At 41.1% G+C, this 14280-nt stretch carries 16 protein-coding genes; 13 read left to right on the top strand and 3 right to left on the bottom strand.

All coding sequences use genetic code 11. From position 1 onward, the window contains the following. Positions 1 to 119 precede the first annotated feature (119 nt). The 6 genes from ACJ9PY_RS17590 (at position 120) to phoU (ending at position 6899) form a co-directional block, all read left to right on the top strand. A complete protein-coding gene (locus ACJ9PY_RS17590) occupies positions 120 to 2288 on the top strand; it encodes a peptidoglycan D,D-transpeptidase FtsI family protein (protein WP_411738647.1) in 2169 nt (722 codons plus the stop codon). A gap of 209 nt (positions 2289 to 2497) precedes the next feature. Continuing rightward, positions 2498 to 3463 carry a PstS family phosphate ABC transporter substrate-binding protein gene (locus ACJ9PY_RS17585; protein ID WP_411738646.1) on the top strand — a complete coding sequence of 322 codons (966 nt, stop codon included), beginning with the start codon at positions 2498 to 2500 and terminating at the stop codon, positions 3461 to 3463. Between the two features lie 138 nt (positions 3464 to 3601). Continuing rightward, positions 3602 to 4501: a phosphate ABC transporter permease subunit PstC gene (gene pstC, locus ACJ9PY_RS17580; protein WP_063577668.1), complete on the top strand. Its 900-nt coding sequence runs from the start codon at positions 3602 to 3604 to the stop codon at positions 4499 to 4501. Between the two features lie 3 nt (positions 4502 to 4504). Beyond that, positions 4505 to 5383, top strand: coding sequence for a phosphate ABC transporter permease PstA (pstA, locus tag ACJ9PY_RS17575; protein WP_411738645.1), 879 nt, complete (start codon positions 4505 to 4507; stop codon positions 5381 to 5383). Positions 5384 to 5398: 15 nt separating this feature from the next. Beyond that, on the top strand, positions 5399 to 6226 hold the full coding sequence (gene pstB / locus ACJ9PY_RS17570; protein ID WP_371748449.1) for a phosphate ABC transporter ATP-binding protein PstB: 828 nt from the start codon (positions 5399 to 5401) through the stop codon (positions 6224 to 6226). Positions 6227 to 6245: 19 nt separating this feature from the next. Then, entirely contained in the window at positions 6246 to 6899 is a 654-nt protein-coding gene (gene phoU, locus ACJ9PY_RS17565; RefSeq protein WP_411738644.1) for a phosphate signaling complex protein PhoU, read from the top strand. 68 nt (positions 6900 to 6967) lie between these two features. Here the strand turns inward: phoU and ACJ9PY_RS17560 are convergent, their stop codons facing one another. Next, on the bottom strand, positions 6968 to 7399 hold the full coding sequence (locus tag ACJ9PY_RS17560; RefSeq protein ID WP_411738643.1) for a hypothetical protein: 432 nt from the start codon (positions 7397 to 7399) through the stop codon (positions 6968 to 6970). 2 nt (positions 7400 to 7401) lie between these two features. Further along, positions 7402 to 7827, bottom strand: a complete 426-nt coding sequence (locus ACJ9PY_RS17555) for a hypothetical protein (RefSeq protein ID WP_411738642.1) — start codon at positions 7825 to 7827, stop codon at positions 7402 to 7404. A gap of 583 nt (positions 7828 to 8410) precedes the next feature. On the opposite strand from ACJ9PY_RS17555, the gene ACJ9PY_RS17550 reads away from it, so the two are divergent. The 5 genes from ACJ9PY_RS17550 (at position 8411) to ACJ9PY_RS17530 (ending at position 12008) form a co-directional block, all read left to right on the top strand. Beyond that, positions 8411 to 9019, top strand: a complete 609-nt coding sequence (locus ACJ9PY_RS17550) for a hypothetical protein (protein WP_057278825.1) — start codon at positions 8411 to 8413, stop codon at positions 9017 to 9019. A 117-nt stretch (positions 9020 to 9136) separates the two neighbouring features. Then, a complete protein-coding gene (gene rpmG, locus ACJ9PY_RS17545; RefSeq protein ID WP_028391797.1) occupies positions 9137 to 9286 on the top strand; it encodes a 50S ribosomal protein L33 in 150 nt (49 codons plus the stop codon). Between the two features lie 182 nt (positions 9287 to 9468). Beyond that, positions 9469 to 10041, top strand: a complete 573-nt coding sequence (locus tag ACJ9PY_RS17540; protein WP_063575675.1) for a 5-formyltetrahydrofolate cyclo-ligase — start codon at positions 9469 to 9471, stop codon at positions 10039 to 10041. Between the two features lie 76 nt (positions 10042 to 10117). Continuing rightward, a complete protein-coding gene (locus ACJ9PY_RS17535) occupies positions 10118 to 10306 on the top strand; it encodes a hypothetical protein (protein WP_034308414.1) in 189 nt (62 codons plus the stop codon). A gap of 163 nt (positions 10307 to 10469) precedes the next feature. Beyond that, positions 10470 to 12008 carry a rhomboid family intramembrane serine protease gene (locus ACJ9PY_RS17530; protein ID WP_057278823.1) on the top strand — a complete coding sequence of 513 codons (1539 nt, stop codon included), beginning with the start codon at positions 10470 to 10472 and terminating at the stop codon, positions 12006 to 12008. Here ACJ9PY_RS17530 and ACJ9PY_RS17525 read toward each other — a convergent pair. Continuing rightward, positions 12003 to 12860, bottom strand: coding sequence for a hypothetical protein (locus ACJ9PY_RS17525; protein WP_411738641.1), 858 nt, complete (start codon positions 12858 to 12860; stop codon positions 12003 to 12005). The two genes, ACJ9PY_RS17530 and ACJ9PY_RS17525, sit on opposite strands and share 6 nt — an antisense overlap. A gap of 212 nt (positions 12861 to 13072) precedes the next feature. On the opposite strand from ACJ9PY_RS17525, the gene ACJ9PY_RS17520 reads away from it, so the two are divergent. Together ACJ9PY_RS17520 and ACJ9PY_RS17515 are read left to right on the top strand one after the other, a co-directional pair. Continuing rightward, positions 13073 to 13282 (top strand): YqgQ family protein, encoded by a 210-nt coding sequence (locus ACJ9PY_RS17520; protein ID WP_034308407.1) that lies wholly within the window; start codon positions 13073 to 13075, stop codon positions 13280 to 13282. 14 nt (positions 13283 to 13296) lie between these two features. After that, positions 13297 to 14268 carry an ROK family glucokinase gene (locus ACJ9PY_RS17515; protein ID WP_411738640.1) on the top strand — a complete coding sequence of 324 codons (972 nt, stop codon included), beginning with the start codon at positions 13297 to 13299 and terminating at the stop codon, positions 14266 to 14268. The last annotated feature ends 12 nt before the right edge of the window (positions 14269 to 14280 follow it).

Raw genomic sequence — 14280 nt, 5'->3', positions numbered from 1 at the left:
TATGTAAAGTTCGTTAGATGTTTAATATTTCTAGAACACTAAGGTAGAAAAAAAGACAAATGTTCTATAGAATGGTATAGGACCTATTATGACTATGTAAAAAGGATGTGTGGCTTAGTGTGAATAAAAAGAAAAAGAAAAAGACGCATGTGCCTTTCAGATTGAATATTCTTTTCTTTTTAGTGTTTGTTTTGTTTTCCGCTTTAATTTTACGCTTGGGTGTTGTACAGATTGTTTATGGTGATGATTACCGGCGTGAGATTGAAAGAACAGAGGAAGTGACCGTGAATAATTCGGTGCCCCGTGGGAAAATGTATGACCGTAATTTAAAACTGATGGTCGATAACCAACCACTGGATGCAATTACATATACACGAAAGCAAGGTACGAAACAAACAGAAATGGTGGAAACGGCTGAGAAACTCGCGAAGTTGATCGAAAAGGAAACAGACAAAGTGACTGAACGCGATAAAAAGGATTTTTGGATTTTGAAGAATCCGAAGCTGGCCGAAAAAAAGATTACCGATAAAGAGCGCAAAAAAGTGGAAGAGGGCGAGATGGAAGAAAGTGATTTGTATAAGCTTCAGCTTGATCGGATTACTGATGAAGAAACAAAGCTTTCGGAAAATGATCTGGAAGTCCTTGCCATCTACAGGGAATTTGCAAGCGGATATGCCCTTACCCCGCAAATTGTGAAAAACAAGAAAGTAACAAAAGAAGAGTTCGCCAAGGTGAGTGAAAACCTTGATTCGCTCCCAGGAGTCGATATATCTACAGATTGGGATCGTTTTTATACATATAATAAAACACTTAAATCTGTATTGGGTAAAGTTTCCTCATCTGAAGAAGGGTTACCTAGTGAAAGCCTGAACTACTACCTTGCACGTGATTACAGCCGGAATGACCGAGTAGGAAAGAGCTATATCGAGGCGCAATATGAAGATATCCTCCAAGGGCAGAAAGCGAAAGTAAGGAATGTGACCGATAAATCAGGAAATGTTGTCGATTCCGAAGTGATTACTGAAGGTTCGCGAGGAAAAGATCTTATATTGACAGTTGATATGGATTTACAGCTTGCAACAGAGGAAATCATTGAAAAGCAATTGATTGCCAAGAAAAAAATGGGCAACACTAAGTTCTTGGATAGAGCTTTTGTCGTTATGATGGATCCTAATACAGGGGAAATTTTAACGATGGCGGGCAAGAAATATGAGAAGGATTCAAAAACAGGGAAATCTTCCATAGAGGACTTTGCATTAGGGAATATTACGACTTCCTATACAATGGGCTCCTCAGTAAAAGGCGCAACTGTTTTGACTGGTTATCAGCAAGGAGCCATTCAGCCAGGTACATACTTTTATGATACGAAGCTGAAGATTAAGGGTACAAAGGAAAAAGGCTCATATAGTAACTTCGGGAACATTAATGATTTGACTGCCTTAAAAGTATCCTCGAACGTTTATATGTTCAGAACGGCAATTAATATTGCAGGTGCGCATTATGTGCCGAATGAGCCATTGAATATTAGTTCTAGCGCCTTTTCGACCATGCGGAATTCATTTGCCCAGTTTGGCTTGGGTGTCCGCACGGGGATTGATCTCCCGAATGAAATGAGTGGATTCAAAGGTTCGGAAACGTCACCAGGTAAGCTGCTTGACCTCGCTATCGGACAGTACGATACGTACACACCGATGCAGCTTGTGCAGTATGTTTCAGCCATTGCAAATGGTGGTAACCGCATGAAGCCGCATATGGTTAAGGAAATCCGTGATCCTGTTGATAATAATGAGGAATTGGGTCCTGTTGCCGAAGACGTTTCACCAACTGTCCTTAATCGTCTTGAGATGAAGGAAGAATGGATAGAACGTGTGCAGAGCGGTTTCGAGAAAGTTTCGATGGAACAAGGAGGAACAGCTTATACTTACTTTGGGAATAAGTCATATACGGTAGCGGCTAAAACCGGAACGGCGCAAGCGTTCTATGATGGTCCGAACCGAGCGGATTATAGCGAACCTCAAGATACGATGAATATCACGTTGGTTGGCTATGCCCCAGCCAAAAATCCTGAGGTCGCTTTTGCGGTCGTTGTTCCGTGGGCATACCAAGGACATTCAGGCCACAGCATGAGTAAAGAGATAGGTGAAGAAATCATGGATACTTATTTCGAACTGAAAAAAGAACGGGCTAAGAAGGAAAATACCGAAACCTCGACCGATTTGAAGGTGGAGAATGGTAAAGACGTTCAAAAGGACCAGGCTGAAGTTAGAAAAAGCCAGGAAAATGAATAATAAAAGGTTAAAAACACGTTTTTGGGTAAAACCGGAAACGTGTTTTTTTGCATTTTAAGAAAGAGATCAGCACTGTTCTTACATCTTTACAATAAGCACACAATTATTTACTGAATATTTACAAATGCTTTAAACGGAATTTACAGTCTGAAAGTATGATGTGAGAGTAGGACAAAATATTCATATAAAATTCTTAGGGGGATTTACAAATGAGACGTTTCAAATTTATGGCTATGACCGCAGTAATGGGTGGAGTAATCGCAGTGGCAGCTGGATGTGGATCTAATGATACTTCAAACAGCGGTAAAGGAAATGAAGCGGCTTCAAATCAACTCAAGGGCGAAGTTATTACGGATGGTTCTTCAACGGTCTTTCCGATCATGGAGGCAGTTGCAGAAGAATATATGGCTACACAGCCTGATGTGAAGGTTTCAGTGGGATCATCAGGAACAGGTGGGGGATTCAAGAAATTCATCGCTGGTGATACGGACCTAGCCAATGCATCCCGCCCAGTGAAAGAAGAAGAAAGTGCCTTACTTGATGAAAAGGGTGTTAAATATACAGAATTGAAACTGGCATTTGACGGTATTTCAATCGTCGCCAATAAAGATAATGATTTCATCGATTCACTAACAGTTGAAGAACTTCAAAAACTGTGGATTGATAATGGAAAGGTGAAGAAATGGTCTGATATACGCCCTGAATGGCCGAACGAAGAAATTAAATTCTACTCTCCGGGAACAGATTCGGGAACATATGATTATTTCAATGAAGTGATCCTTGAAGAAAAACCAATGGTGGAAAATGCTACGCTTTCAGAAGACGATAACGTTCTTGTACAAGGTGTAGAAGGCGATAAAAATGCGATTGGATTCTTCGGTTATGCCTACTACTCTGAAAATAAAGATAAGTTAAAGATCATTTCCATCGACAACGGCAAAGGTGCTGTAGAGCCAACGCATGAAACGATTAAAAGTGGGGAGTATGCACCATTGTCACGTCCACTTTACACATATGTAGCTAATAAGTCGGTAGCTGAAAAAGAACAAGTTGCAGATTATACTCAATTCGTCATTGAAAATGCAGGAGAGCTTTCAGAAGAAGTGGGTTATATCAGCCTGCCGGAAGAAGAGTACCAGAAAGATCTTGATAAATTAAAAGAATTGGAAAAATAAACGATATTACAGGCTATTGAAATCCCGCCTTGACTCGATTGAGGCGGGGGTAACAGCTTGTAAATCCAAATATTGCGTGTCTGAAATGGAGGATGCAAGTTGGAACTTAGAAAAACAGAAACCTATTCTGTACAGCAAATGATTCTGGAAAAGAAAAGTAAGAAAAAAATCAATTTGGAAAAAGTCATGCCTAAACTTTTGTTCCTTACGGCGGCAATTTCCGTTTTTACTACAATCGGGATCATCCTGACCCTTATATTTGAAACATTCATCTTTTTTGACAGAGTATCCATCGTCGAATTTTTTACGGAAGCTAAATGGCTGCCATTTGCATCTGCACCTTCCTATGGGATTATGCCCCTTATTGTTGGAACGTTGAAGATAACAGTCATAGCAGCGGTGGTTGCAGTTCCAGTAGGACTTGCAACAGCCATTTTCTTGAGTGAATATGCATCAGAGAAAACACGGAGAATCATCAAGCCGATTTTAGAAGTTTTAGCTGGGATTCCTACTATCGTTTATGGCTTTTTTGCCTTAACTTTTGTAACACCGGTTTTGCGGGATTTATTTCCTTCCCTTGACATGTTCAATGCCCTGAGTCCCGGAATCGTCGTAGGTATCATGATCATGCCGATGATAGCTTCTTTGTCGGAAGATGCCCTGGTATCAGTGCCGAAGTCGATTCGCGAAGGTGCGTATGCTTTAGGAGCAACGAAACTTGAAACGACAATTAAAGTGGTATTGCCAGCAGCCATTTCTGGAATTGTGGCATCCATCGTTCTTGCTTTATCCAGAGCGATCGGGGAAACCATGATTGTGAGTGTTGCCGGTGGCTCGACCCCAAATATGAGCATGGATGTCACTTCATCGATTCAAACGATGACCGCTTATATCGTTCAGGTCAGTTCGGGGGATGCAGGGTATGGGACAACGATTTACTACAGTATATATGCGGTTGGAATGACACTGTTCGTCTTTACGCTTGTCATGAATTTACTGGCGCAGTTCATCTCTCGCAAGTTCAGGGAGGAATATTAAGTCATGAAACTGATAAACAAAAGTCATGTTGCAAAAAAAATGCCTGCTAGGCTTGCTGTTAACACGATTTTTAAAGGATTATTCTTCTTGGCAACATTGGTTGGCCTCCTCGTATTGGCCATCTTATTTTATCGGATATTCACTCAAGGAATTGGTAGTCTGAATGGGGATTTCCTTCAGAATTTCGCTTCCAGGAAACCTGAAGAGGCTGGTATAAAGGCAGCGCTGATCGGTTCAATATGGTTGATGGTAGTGGTGGCCCCGGTTTCCCTGCTGCTTGGTGTTGGAACGGCCATTTATTTAGAGGAATATGCGAGGAAGAATTGGATCACCACTTTTATCAAAGTGAATATTTCCAATCTGGCAGGTGTCCCGTCAATTGTATTTGGACTACTGGGCTTAACGGTTTTCGTTCGTGCTCTTGCCTTGGACCGGTCCATATTGGCGGCGGGCCTGACCATGAGCCTACTCGTTCTCCCGGTCATCATAGTCGCTGCACAGGAGGCCATACGTGCCGTACCTCGTGATTTAAGGGAAGCTTCGTTTGGAATGGGTGCAACAAAGTGGCAAACCATTTTGAAAGTGGTCCTGCCTGCTGCGATACCTGGCATTTTAACTGGAGGAATACTTGCTTTGTCACGGGCAATCGGTGAAACGGCGCCATTGGTGGTGGTTGGCATACCAATGTTCATCGCCTTTTTACCTCAAACGGTCATGGATACATTTACAGTGCTGCCAATGCAAATCTATAATTGGACATCTCGTCCGCAGGAGGAATTCCAGCAGGTTGCTGCCGCGGGAATCATCGTTTTACTCATCCTGTTAATATTCATGAATTCAATAGCCGTTATAATTCGAAATAAATTCCAGAAAAGATACTGATAGGAGGAAGGAAGCATGAATATGACCTTAACGAGAGAAAAAGAGTCACCGGCTATCGAAATCGATAATGTCGGATCAGCTGCCTTGTCGGAAAAGGTGTATGAAACATCCAATCTTAATTTATGGTATGGAGAAAACCATGCTTTGAAAAATATTAATCTGGATATGCACCAAAATGAAGTGACGGCCATCATAGGGCCTTCAGGATGTGGGAAATCCACCTACATTAAAACATTGAACCGAATGATAGAACTAGTCCCGGATGTGAAAACGACAGGACAGATTAAATATAGGAACAGGAATATCCTTGATCAGTCCTATAAGGTGGAAGACTTAAGGACACAGGTGGGGATGGTCTTCCAAAAGCCTAATCCCTTTCCTAAATCCATTTATGAAAATGTTGTATATGGACCAAAGATCCATGGAATTAAAAATAAAAAAATTCTTGATGAGATTGTCGAAAAGAGTTTAAAAGGGGCAGCGATTTGGGATGAAGTGAAAGACCGTCTGCATGAAAATGCATATGGACTTTCAGGTGGACAGCAACAGCGTCTTTGTATTGCCAGATGTTTGGCAATCGAACCAGATGTCATTCTAATGGATGAACCTACTTCTGCCCTTGATCCGATATCCACGTTGAAAATAGAAGAATTGGTCCAGGAACTGAAAAAGGATTTCAGCATCATCATCGTTACCCATAACATGCAGCAGGCAGCACGTATCTCAGATAGAACAGCCTTCTTCTTAAATGGGGAAGTCATCGAATATTCTGATACAAATACCATCTTCTCTAATCCGAATGATAAAAGAACAGAAGATTACATTACCGGACGTTTCGGTTAAGAGAAAAGGAGATGCGATAATGATCGTTCGTGAAAATTTCGAGCTTCAATTGAAAGAGCTGCAAGAGAAAATCGTGATGTTGGCTAATTTAGCTTCAGGTGCCATATCAAAATCATATGCCGCACTGGAAAGCAATAATGTAGATGAGGCTCTTGAAGTTATTGATGATGATACAATAGCTGATTTACTGGAAGAGGAAATAAATGACTTTGCGATTTTACTGATTGCTAAGCAACAGCCGGTTGCGATTGATTTAAGGCGTATCATTGCTGCCATAAAAATTGCCTCGGATATTGAAAGGATGGCAGACTTTGGTGTGAATATCGCCAAATCGGCGATCCGGATCGGTGACCAGCCATTTATTCTGCCTTTAACACCATTAAAGCAGATGCATGATATTACATTAAAGATGATTCGACTTTCAATAGAAGCATTTGAGAAGGAAGATGTTGTTCTTTCAAGAGAAATCATTGAAATGGATGATGAGGTTGATCGATTTTATGGAGAAATGATTCGAAGTCTCCTACGCCTTTCAGATGAAAAAAACCTTCAGCAGGTTACGCAGCTTTCCCTAATTGCTCGATATTTGGAAAGGACAGCGGACCATACAACGAATATCGCAGAGAATATTTACTTCCTTGTAAGAGGGAGATATATCAGCAGGAATGAATGAACCTATCCTAATTGAAAAAAGAGAGGCTTTTTCTCGGACATAGTCCATTTAAAAGTCTCTCTTATTCATTAATGTGTCAATGTATTGGCCAATTGTCTATATGTCATATTATTCGTAACAACAAACTCGCCGATTTGTATTTTTTTCGAGAAATCCCGGTCATTCATGTAAGCTTCAAATTCAGCAGCATCATCGATGATTTTTTCCTTGGAAAGGAGATCGGCAATCTCGGATGTGGTCATATTCGTTTTCACTTTAATTGTATAGGTTGAAGCTTCCTTCTCCATTAAAACCTTATCCGGATCCTTCGGTTGGACGGTCTTTTTAGCTTCCTCGGTAGGAAGTGTAACGACGAATCCCTTCTTTACGAGCAATTCCTTAGCTTCCTCCGCAGTGGGAGTAGTGCCTTCGAACTTATCGGTTCCATAATAAAAGGCAGCAAAGATTGTTGTTGTAAAAATGATGCCGGCGGAAAGACCTTGCAGTCTTGCTTTATTCATGTTCATTCATCCCGCAATCTTTGCTGCTCAATCACTGAATTGGTTTGTTCCTTCGTTAACGAGGATTGTCTAGCGATCTGGTCCAAAGTGAGACCTTGACTATATAAAGATAGAACCTGGCTTTTTAGAATCTCATGTATGGGTTCGATACCATTGGAAGTGACAGTTGATTGATCCTTTACAGAGGGAACAGGGTCGTCCTGGATAACGAATTCCTCTTCAAGAATCTTCACCTTCTTCTTTAATTGGTAGATATCCTGCATATACGTTAGTGTCATCTGTTCCAAATCTTCTTCTAATTTGGCAACTTTATCTTTACCGAAGGCTCTTTTCGTAAAGATTGTTGTTTTTAAAACGAAACTATTTAAGGTTGATTGGAGCGGAAGTGCGAGACTCCTGCGGGAGCAGCGGGACAGGTGAGACCCCACAGGCGTTTACGCCGAGGAGGCTCACCGCCCGCCCCGCGGAAAGCGAGCATCTGGAGGGGAAATCAACCACAACTCACTACCTGGTAAATAGCAACAAAGTATGTGAAAACAGCCTTACCGAAAAAGGAAATGATGAGAAGGACGATAAGTGTTTCCATGTTTTCACCTTAGAAGATAATTTTCGACAATATACTTATAGTTTACGCATATTCGAAAAAAATTGGGGATTTTCATATTTTTATATTTTCGGAAGTAGGCAGTAAACTTCATTTATTGTCTGTTTTTTTCAAATATTGTCGAAAAGCGATGTGACCGTCGTTGATGGAAAAAAATTAGGCATGAAAATGGGAAAAAAACCTTTGAAAGATAACGTACATAAAATTCGACAAAATGTGTTTATTGTCCATCAGCCAATTCAGTGCTAACATAAAGATAGAATAAATCGAAAAAACGAAATATTTTGAATTATTAAAAATCAATGATCCTATAAGAAAATGGTGTGCAGAATTTAAAGTGGATAGTTTCACTGTCAGCGCCTAACGATAAGTAATATAAAGATAAAAGAAGGGGAAGGGATGATTATATGAATTCGCTATCCGCGTATATGCCACAGGATAACCAGGAATTATTTCGTAAGGGATTAAAGGCTGGATTATGGATGGATGAGAGTTTTGATTGGTATCCTGAGGAGGATATGATGAGTCATCCTAATGGAGAGATCCGGACACTTTCACAGACGTATACCCAAGGGCAGGTGACCTTTTCGAAGTTCACGATCAGGAATACCTCATTCGAGACCAAGCGGCCAAAAGTGTTTTTTCACTATGAAAACGCTTTCGAAAGGCAGGCGGTGGCTTTTTACAGCCCGAATGAACGGGCGATTTTACATGTAGCCCCTCAATCGATTGCCTTATTGGGGGGATTGGTGAAAGGGAAAAGCATCTCTCAATATTGCATCCAAGGTAAGGGAAGCCTTTATCAAGAAGGATGCTTCAAATCATTGAAAGAAGGTCTCCTGGCTTATTCACCGCTCGCCAAAGGGGAAGTTACCAGTGTGTTTACGCTAGAAACGGAAATCTTACCGAAAGAATGTGTGGAAGCTGTGGCTTGGGTCATTCATGCTGATACGAAAGAAGAAGCGAAAGTTATAAATAATCAACTCCTCCTGACGATGCAAAACGTAAACAATTAAGAATACGAAAAAGTAATGTTGAATTTCCCGAAAAACATACTAGCAATTCGCATTGAATAATGATATTATAGAAAAGTCCTATGTGAAAATGTCAATATGTTTGGAGGGAAATACACAATGCGCGTAAATATTACATTAGCTTGCACTGAATGTGGAGACCGTAACTATATTTCTAAAAAAAATAAACGTAACAATCCAGACCGTCTTGAGCTTAAAAAATACTGCTCAAGAGAAAAACGCAGCACGACTCACCGTGAAACAAAGTAAGCAACAGGATTTTTCCTGTTGTTTTTTTTATGCATTTTTTTAAGTCCCTCTTTTCTCTTTTTCCTTTAGTGAATATATTCACCAGAATGCACGAATGATTCGGCGATTTCCGACACCGTATTTTCGTAAATGGACAAATATTATGAGATAATGATAGAAGTAGAATAAAGGAGTCGGAAGAGATGAGAGAAAACAAGAATAAGCTCCGTCAAGAAGTTAGGTCCCGTTTAATGCAGCTGACTAAAGAGGAACATGAAGAACTATCCACCAGAATCGCTGAAAACTTATTTGCTTTGGAAGAATGGAAAAATGCTGATACCATTGGCATCACCATCTCCATTCCGCCTGAAGTCCCAACGGTACGGATCATCGAACAAGCATGGAGCGAAGGAAAAGTAGTGGCTGTACCAAAATGTGATCCCGAAAAAAAGACAATGGAATTCAAAAAAATTTCGTCCTTCAATCAGCTCGAGTCTGTTTATTACGGATTGCTGGAACCAGTGGCTGAAACAGCCAAGGCCAGCAAAGAGGAATTGGACGCATTGATCGTACCCGGACTTGCTTTTACCAAGGAAGGGTATCGCCTAGGCTTTGGAGGGGGTTATTATGACCGTTTCCTATCTAATTACCGAGGAGATACATTGGCCCTTACATACGAGCTCCAATTAATGGATGAACTCCCGATAGAGGTACATGATCTAGCGGTGGGCAAACTCATTACCCCATCCAAGGTTATACGCACGTACGCCCATTAAGAAGAAGTTCATTAATTATCACTTTTAGCTCATAAAAATCCTATCCTGTATCACACTATTGATAGGAGGGATTGTTATGCTTCGATTAATTATTCAAATCTTCTTGGTTGGTTTAGCTGTTTATGCTGGTTACAAAAACCGGTACCGCCTGATTAATGTTGCGCTGTCCAATGGCATACTGAGAAGATTTCTAGTGACTAAATCCTTGGATATGCCAATGTTCAGGGATAAAATGATGCAAAGCATGTTCACTCAGACCAAATGAGGATGCCGGCATCTTGAAAAGGGAACCTGACCGAGGGTTCCTTTTTTATTTTTAGGAGCGGGGAAACAGTCTCCTTTTTACTTTTTACATGATTTCGTCTATAGTTTTAATTAAAGAACAGGAATTTTAGAAGCTTAAGTTTCATTGGAAAGTGGGGAAGGCATTGGGATTTAAAGAGGATTATTTTTTTTGGGAAACCATAAGGGAGTTGTCTGCCCATTACGATTATCGAATGATCACAGTCACGGAAAACCATCAGGAGATTTGGCTTGAGAGCGATAAGAATAAGGAGTTTCCAGTCATAAGACTCATCCGCCATGATTTGGATTGGGCTAATTGGCTGAAACGCGATATCGAGCGAACATTGCAGAATGGGGAAAGAATCAGAAGGAAATTATACAAAAAGCCCATAAACATTTTAAGTATCTATGTTAGTAAATTCGCCCCGGTCGATGATCATGACTTTAGTTCACGTGTGGCCTCCTTTAAAAAGACGGATGTCAACACATTCCTTCTAACTTGTGAGAACTTTCATGATTCGTTGCAAAACCTTGAACATGTTTTGAAAAAACCACTTTCAATTCAAGTTCTTGAGGAAAATGAAATAGATGAGGAAAAGGTTCTTGAAGTAAAGAAGAACGCCATCTCCGAGTCAGTCAAAAAGGCTAAGGCCGAACAGAAGGTATTTCAAAATGCCAATAAGCCATTCTTTACATATATATTCATGGCGGTACAAATAGCAGTGTTCATCTTGATGGAGTTTAATGGGGGCAGCACCAATTCCAAGACTTTGATTGAGTTTGGCGCTAAATTTTCCCCTTATATCATCCAAGGGGAATGGTGGCGGTTCTTTACACCGATGATCGTCCATATTGGGTTCATTCATTTACTGATGAATACATTTTCGCTGTATTTGATTGGTGCTGAAGTTGAAAGGATTTACGGTAATGCCAGGTTTCTTTTCATCTATATATTCGCTGGTTTCGCTGGAACTCTAGGCAGCTTCATCATGACCCCGAACCTTTCCGCAGGAGCGAGCGGAGCCATTTTTGGCTGTTTTGGGGCACTTTTGTACTTTGGCATCGTCTATCCGAAATTATTCATGCGCTCGATGGGCTCATCGGTGATCGTGTTGATCATCATTAACTTAATATATGGTTTCAGCGTTTCGGGAATTGACAATGCAGGGCATATCGGAGGTTTGATCGGTGGGTTCTTGGCTGCTGGAGTGGTCCATCTGCCAAAATCCAAGAATATCCTTCGGCAGCTGGCTTTTCTGATCGGGACGGTAATACTGACCTATTCCCTGCTGCAATTTGGTTTCAATCATCAGGAAAGTGCAGCTATCGATGATAATACCATGGCAATGATGGCCCAAAAGTATATTGATGATGATGAAGAGGATAAGGCGGAAGAGATGCTATTCAAATATGTGGATTCAAATCCTGATGCACCGCTATCGCTCTTTATGCTCGGAAATTTATCTTTTGATAAAAAGGACATATACAAGGCAAAGGGTTATTATGAAAAAGCGATTGAAAGTAATCCGGATTTGCATGAAGCCCATTACAATCTTGCCTTGGTCTACATGAATCTCGAATCATTCGACCAAGCTAAAGAGCAAGCTGATAAGGCTATTGAGCTTGCCCCGGATAATAAGTCATACACTAAACTACTGGAAGAAATTGAAAAGCAACTATAACTCTTGACGCAGCATGATTGGAGTACCGTCTTTCAGGGTAAACAAGACAAGTATTTCCCTTTGATTCTTCGCCATAAGCAATAGGGGGATGGTGCTACCTTGTGGACTCACAGTGGAGCCATCCTCCTTTTTTACTCCCAACACATAATTTTTGTATAGTCCTTCCCATAGTTTTCCCACAATTTCTTCCCGTTTGAATTGGGGGAAGGCAGCAAGCCATTGATTTTTCTTTGAAGGCAGATCTGTTAAAGAAATGATTTTGTACTGATCAAGATTGACCTGAAAGGCTTGCCCGGCTTTCTCCAAACCATTTCGAACCGTTTGATCTGTCAAGCCGTCCAACGTGTTTTTCCACTGAATCTGTTCTTCTGAAAGGGGGCGGTGGAAAAATTGAAAAACCGGTGTCGTTACTGTATAGAGTTTATCTTTACTGAGCTGCTGGGCACTGGTGAAAATGGTGTCACTTGGATGAACCTCGGCATAATGAAACGTTACAGCTTCATAACGCCCACTCTCGGATTCTTTATATTTCGCTTTTTGAGAGAGTTCTTGTTTATTTTGGCGCCAATTTTTTAAAGCCCCTGCCAATTTTCCATTTTTGTATAAAAGCGATACATCCTGACGTAAGTAAGCAGGCTGGTCCAACGTAGAATCCACCCTCCAAGTGATGGTATAGGTGGAATCCCCGGTACCTTTAGGTGTCAGGTGGGTGGCAGCATGTTCAAAATGGAGCGAGGAATCGATGGGAAAAAAAATGATGGTTTCCTCTGTCCGTTTATGATTTGATAAATAAAGGATGACAAAAATGGTGGTTAAAACCAAAATGACGGTATACTTCAATTGTACTTTCATTTTTCCCCTCCGTTTTCACGCGTGATGAATGGTTTAAAAACATTAAGCTGTTAAATCAATCAAAGGAGTCCACATTCTTGATATTTCATCATATGAATACAGTTGGACATGTATGAGGGGGATGGGGAAATTATCAAAAGAGGAAATGGGCGCTTGTTACAGAGGTGCTGATTCGATATACTTTCCTAAAGAAAAGAGTAAAGAGGTTTACTATGAAAACATATTATGATCTTCAACAATACTTGAAAAGATTTGGTACATTTATCTATATTGGCGATCGCTTAGCCGAGCTTGAACTGATGGAGGCCGAAATAAGGGAACTCCACCGTATGCAGATGATGGATACGAAAGATTATCAAATGGCGATTCTTTTAATCAGGCAGCAATCGTCTCTTGAAAGGGAAAAACAGAAAAAAAATTGATAAAAAAGGTGAGAATGATGGAAAAGTGGCTGATGGGTGTGGATTTAGGCGGTACAACTACCAAACTGGCTTTAATCAATTTGTACGGAGAAATCATTCATAAATGGGAAATCAGCACGGACATCTCCGAAAAGGGAAAATACATTACGATTAACATAGCCAAAGCAATTGATGCGAAGCTCGTGGAACTTAATGAACCGAAGAGTAAGATAGTAGGGATAGGAATGGGTGCTCCCGGTCCCGTGAAATTTGTTAACGGTTCCATATATGAAGCCGTCAATCTTGGCTGGAAGGACTATCCTTTAAAAGATTTATTGGAGGTGGAGACAGCTCTTCCAGCTGTGATCGATAATGATGCCAATATGGCAGCTTTGGGAGAAATGTGGAAAGGTGCCGGTAATGGAGCCAAAGACCTCGTTTGTGTCACTCTGGGAACGGGTGTAGGAGGCGGAATCATCCATAATGGCCAAATCGTCCATGGTACCAGTGGAGCTGCTGGGGAAGTAGGCCATATAACGGTCGTAACGGACGGAGGGGCACCATGCAATTGCGGCAAGACTGGTTGTTTGGAAACGGTTGCTTCGGCAACGGGAATCGTCCGTATGGCTTTAGAAGCCTTAAATGCTGCCGATGAAAAGTCATTGCTTCAGCAGAAAGTAGAAGAGGGGAATACGGTTACTTCCAAACTGTTATTCCAATGCGCCGCAGAAGGTGATCCCTTGTCCAAAGCTGTGGTGGATAAGGTAGGCAATTACTTGGGGCTGGCACTATCACATGTTGGGAATGTCATGAATCCAGATAAAATCGTCATTGGCGGCGGCGTTTCACAAGCGGGAGACATTTTGCTTGATACTGTCCGTTCTGCATTCGGAAAGTATGCATTCAAACGGGTTAGTAAATCAACGAAAATCAGCCTGGCCACTCTAGGCAATGATGCAGGGGTAATAGGTGCAGCCTGGCTCATTAAAAGCCAAATGAATACGTGATTCCATGCTGCC

It is taken from the genome of Peribacillus sp. S4, assembly GCF_046715815.1.
GTDB classification, from domain to species: Bacteria; Bacillota; Bacilli; order Bacillales; family DSM-1321; genus Peribacillus; species Peribacillus frigoritolerans.
Note: the sequence above shows the minus strand (reverse complement) of the source record. Positions and strands in the feature narration are given on the sequence as shown.

Bases quoted from the DNA above. Each gene is read 5' to 3' on its own strand.
- ACJ9PY_RS17540 (WP_063575675.1), top strand. From the start codon at position 9,469: ATGAGAGAAAACAAGAATAAGCTCCGTCAAGAAGTTAGGTCCCGTTTA.
- pstC (WP_063577668.1), top strand. From the start codon at position 3,602: ATGATTCTGGAAAAGAAAAGTAAGAAAAAAATCAATTTGGAAAAAGTC.
- phoU (WP_411738644.1), top strand. From the start codon at position 6,246: ATGATCGTTCGTGAAAATTTCGAGCTTCAATTGAAAGAGCTGCAAGAG.
- ACJ9PY_RS17525 (WP_411738641.1), bottom strand. From the start codon at position 12,860: ATGAAAGTACAATTGAAGTATACCGTCATTTTGGTTTTAACCACCATT.
- ACJ9PY_RS17535 (WP_034308414.1), top strand. From the start codon at position 10,118: ATGCTTCGATTAATTATTCAAATCTTCTTGGTTGGTTTAGCTGTTTAT.
- rpmG (WP_028391797.1), top strand. From the start codon at position 9,137: ATGCGCGTAAATATTACATTAGCTTGCACTGAATGTGGAGACCGTAAC.
- ACJ9PY_RS17585 (WP_411738646.1), top strand. From the start codon at position 2,498: ATGAGACGTTTCAAATTTATGGCTATGACCGCAGTAATGGGTGGAGTA.
- pstB (WP_371748449.1), top strand. From the start codon at position 5,399: ATGAATATGACCTTAACGAGAGAAAAAGAGTCACCGGCTATCGAAATC.
- ACJ9PY_RS17515 (WP_411738640.1), top strand. From the start codon at position 13,297: ATGATGGAAAAGTGGCTGATGGGTGTGGATTTAGGCGGTACAACTACC.
- pstA (WP_411738645.1), top strand. From the start codon at position 4,505: ATGAAACTGATAAACAAAAGTCATGTTGCAAAAAAAATGCCTGCTAGG.
- ACJ9PY_RS17550 (WP_057278825.1), top strand. From the start codon at position 8,411: ATGAATTCGCTATCCGCGTATATGCCACAGGATAACCAGGAATTATTT.
- ACJ9PY_RS17560 (WP_411738643.1), bottom strand. From the start codon at position 7,399: ATGAATAAAGCAAGACTGCAAGGTCTTTCCGCCGGCATCATTTTTACA.
- ACJ9PY_RS17520 (WP_034308407.1), top strand. From the start codon at position 13,073: ATGAAAACATATTATGATCTTCAACAATACTTGAAAAGATTTGGTACA.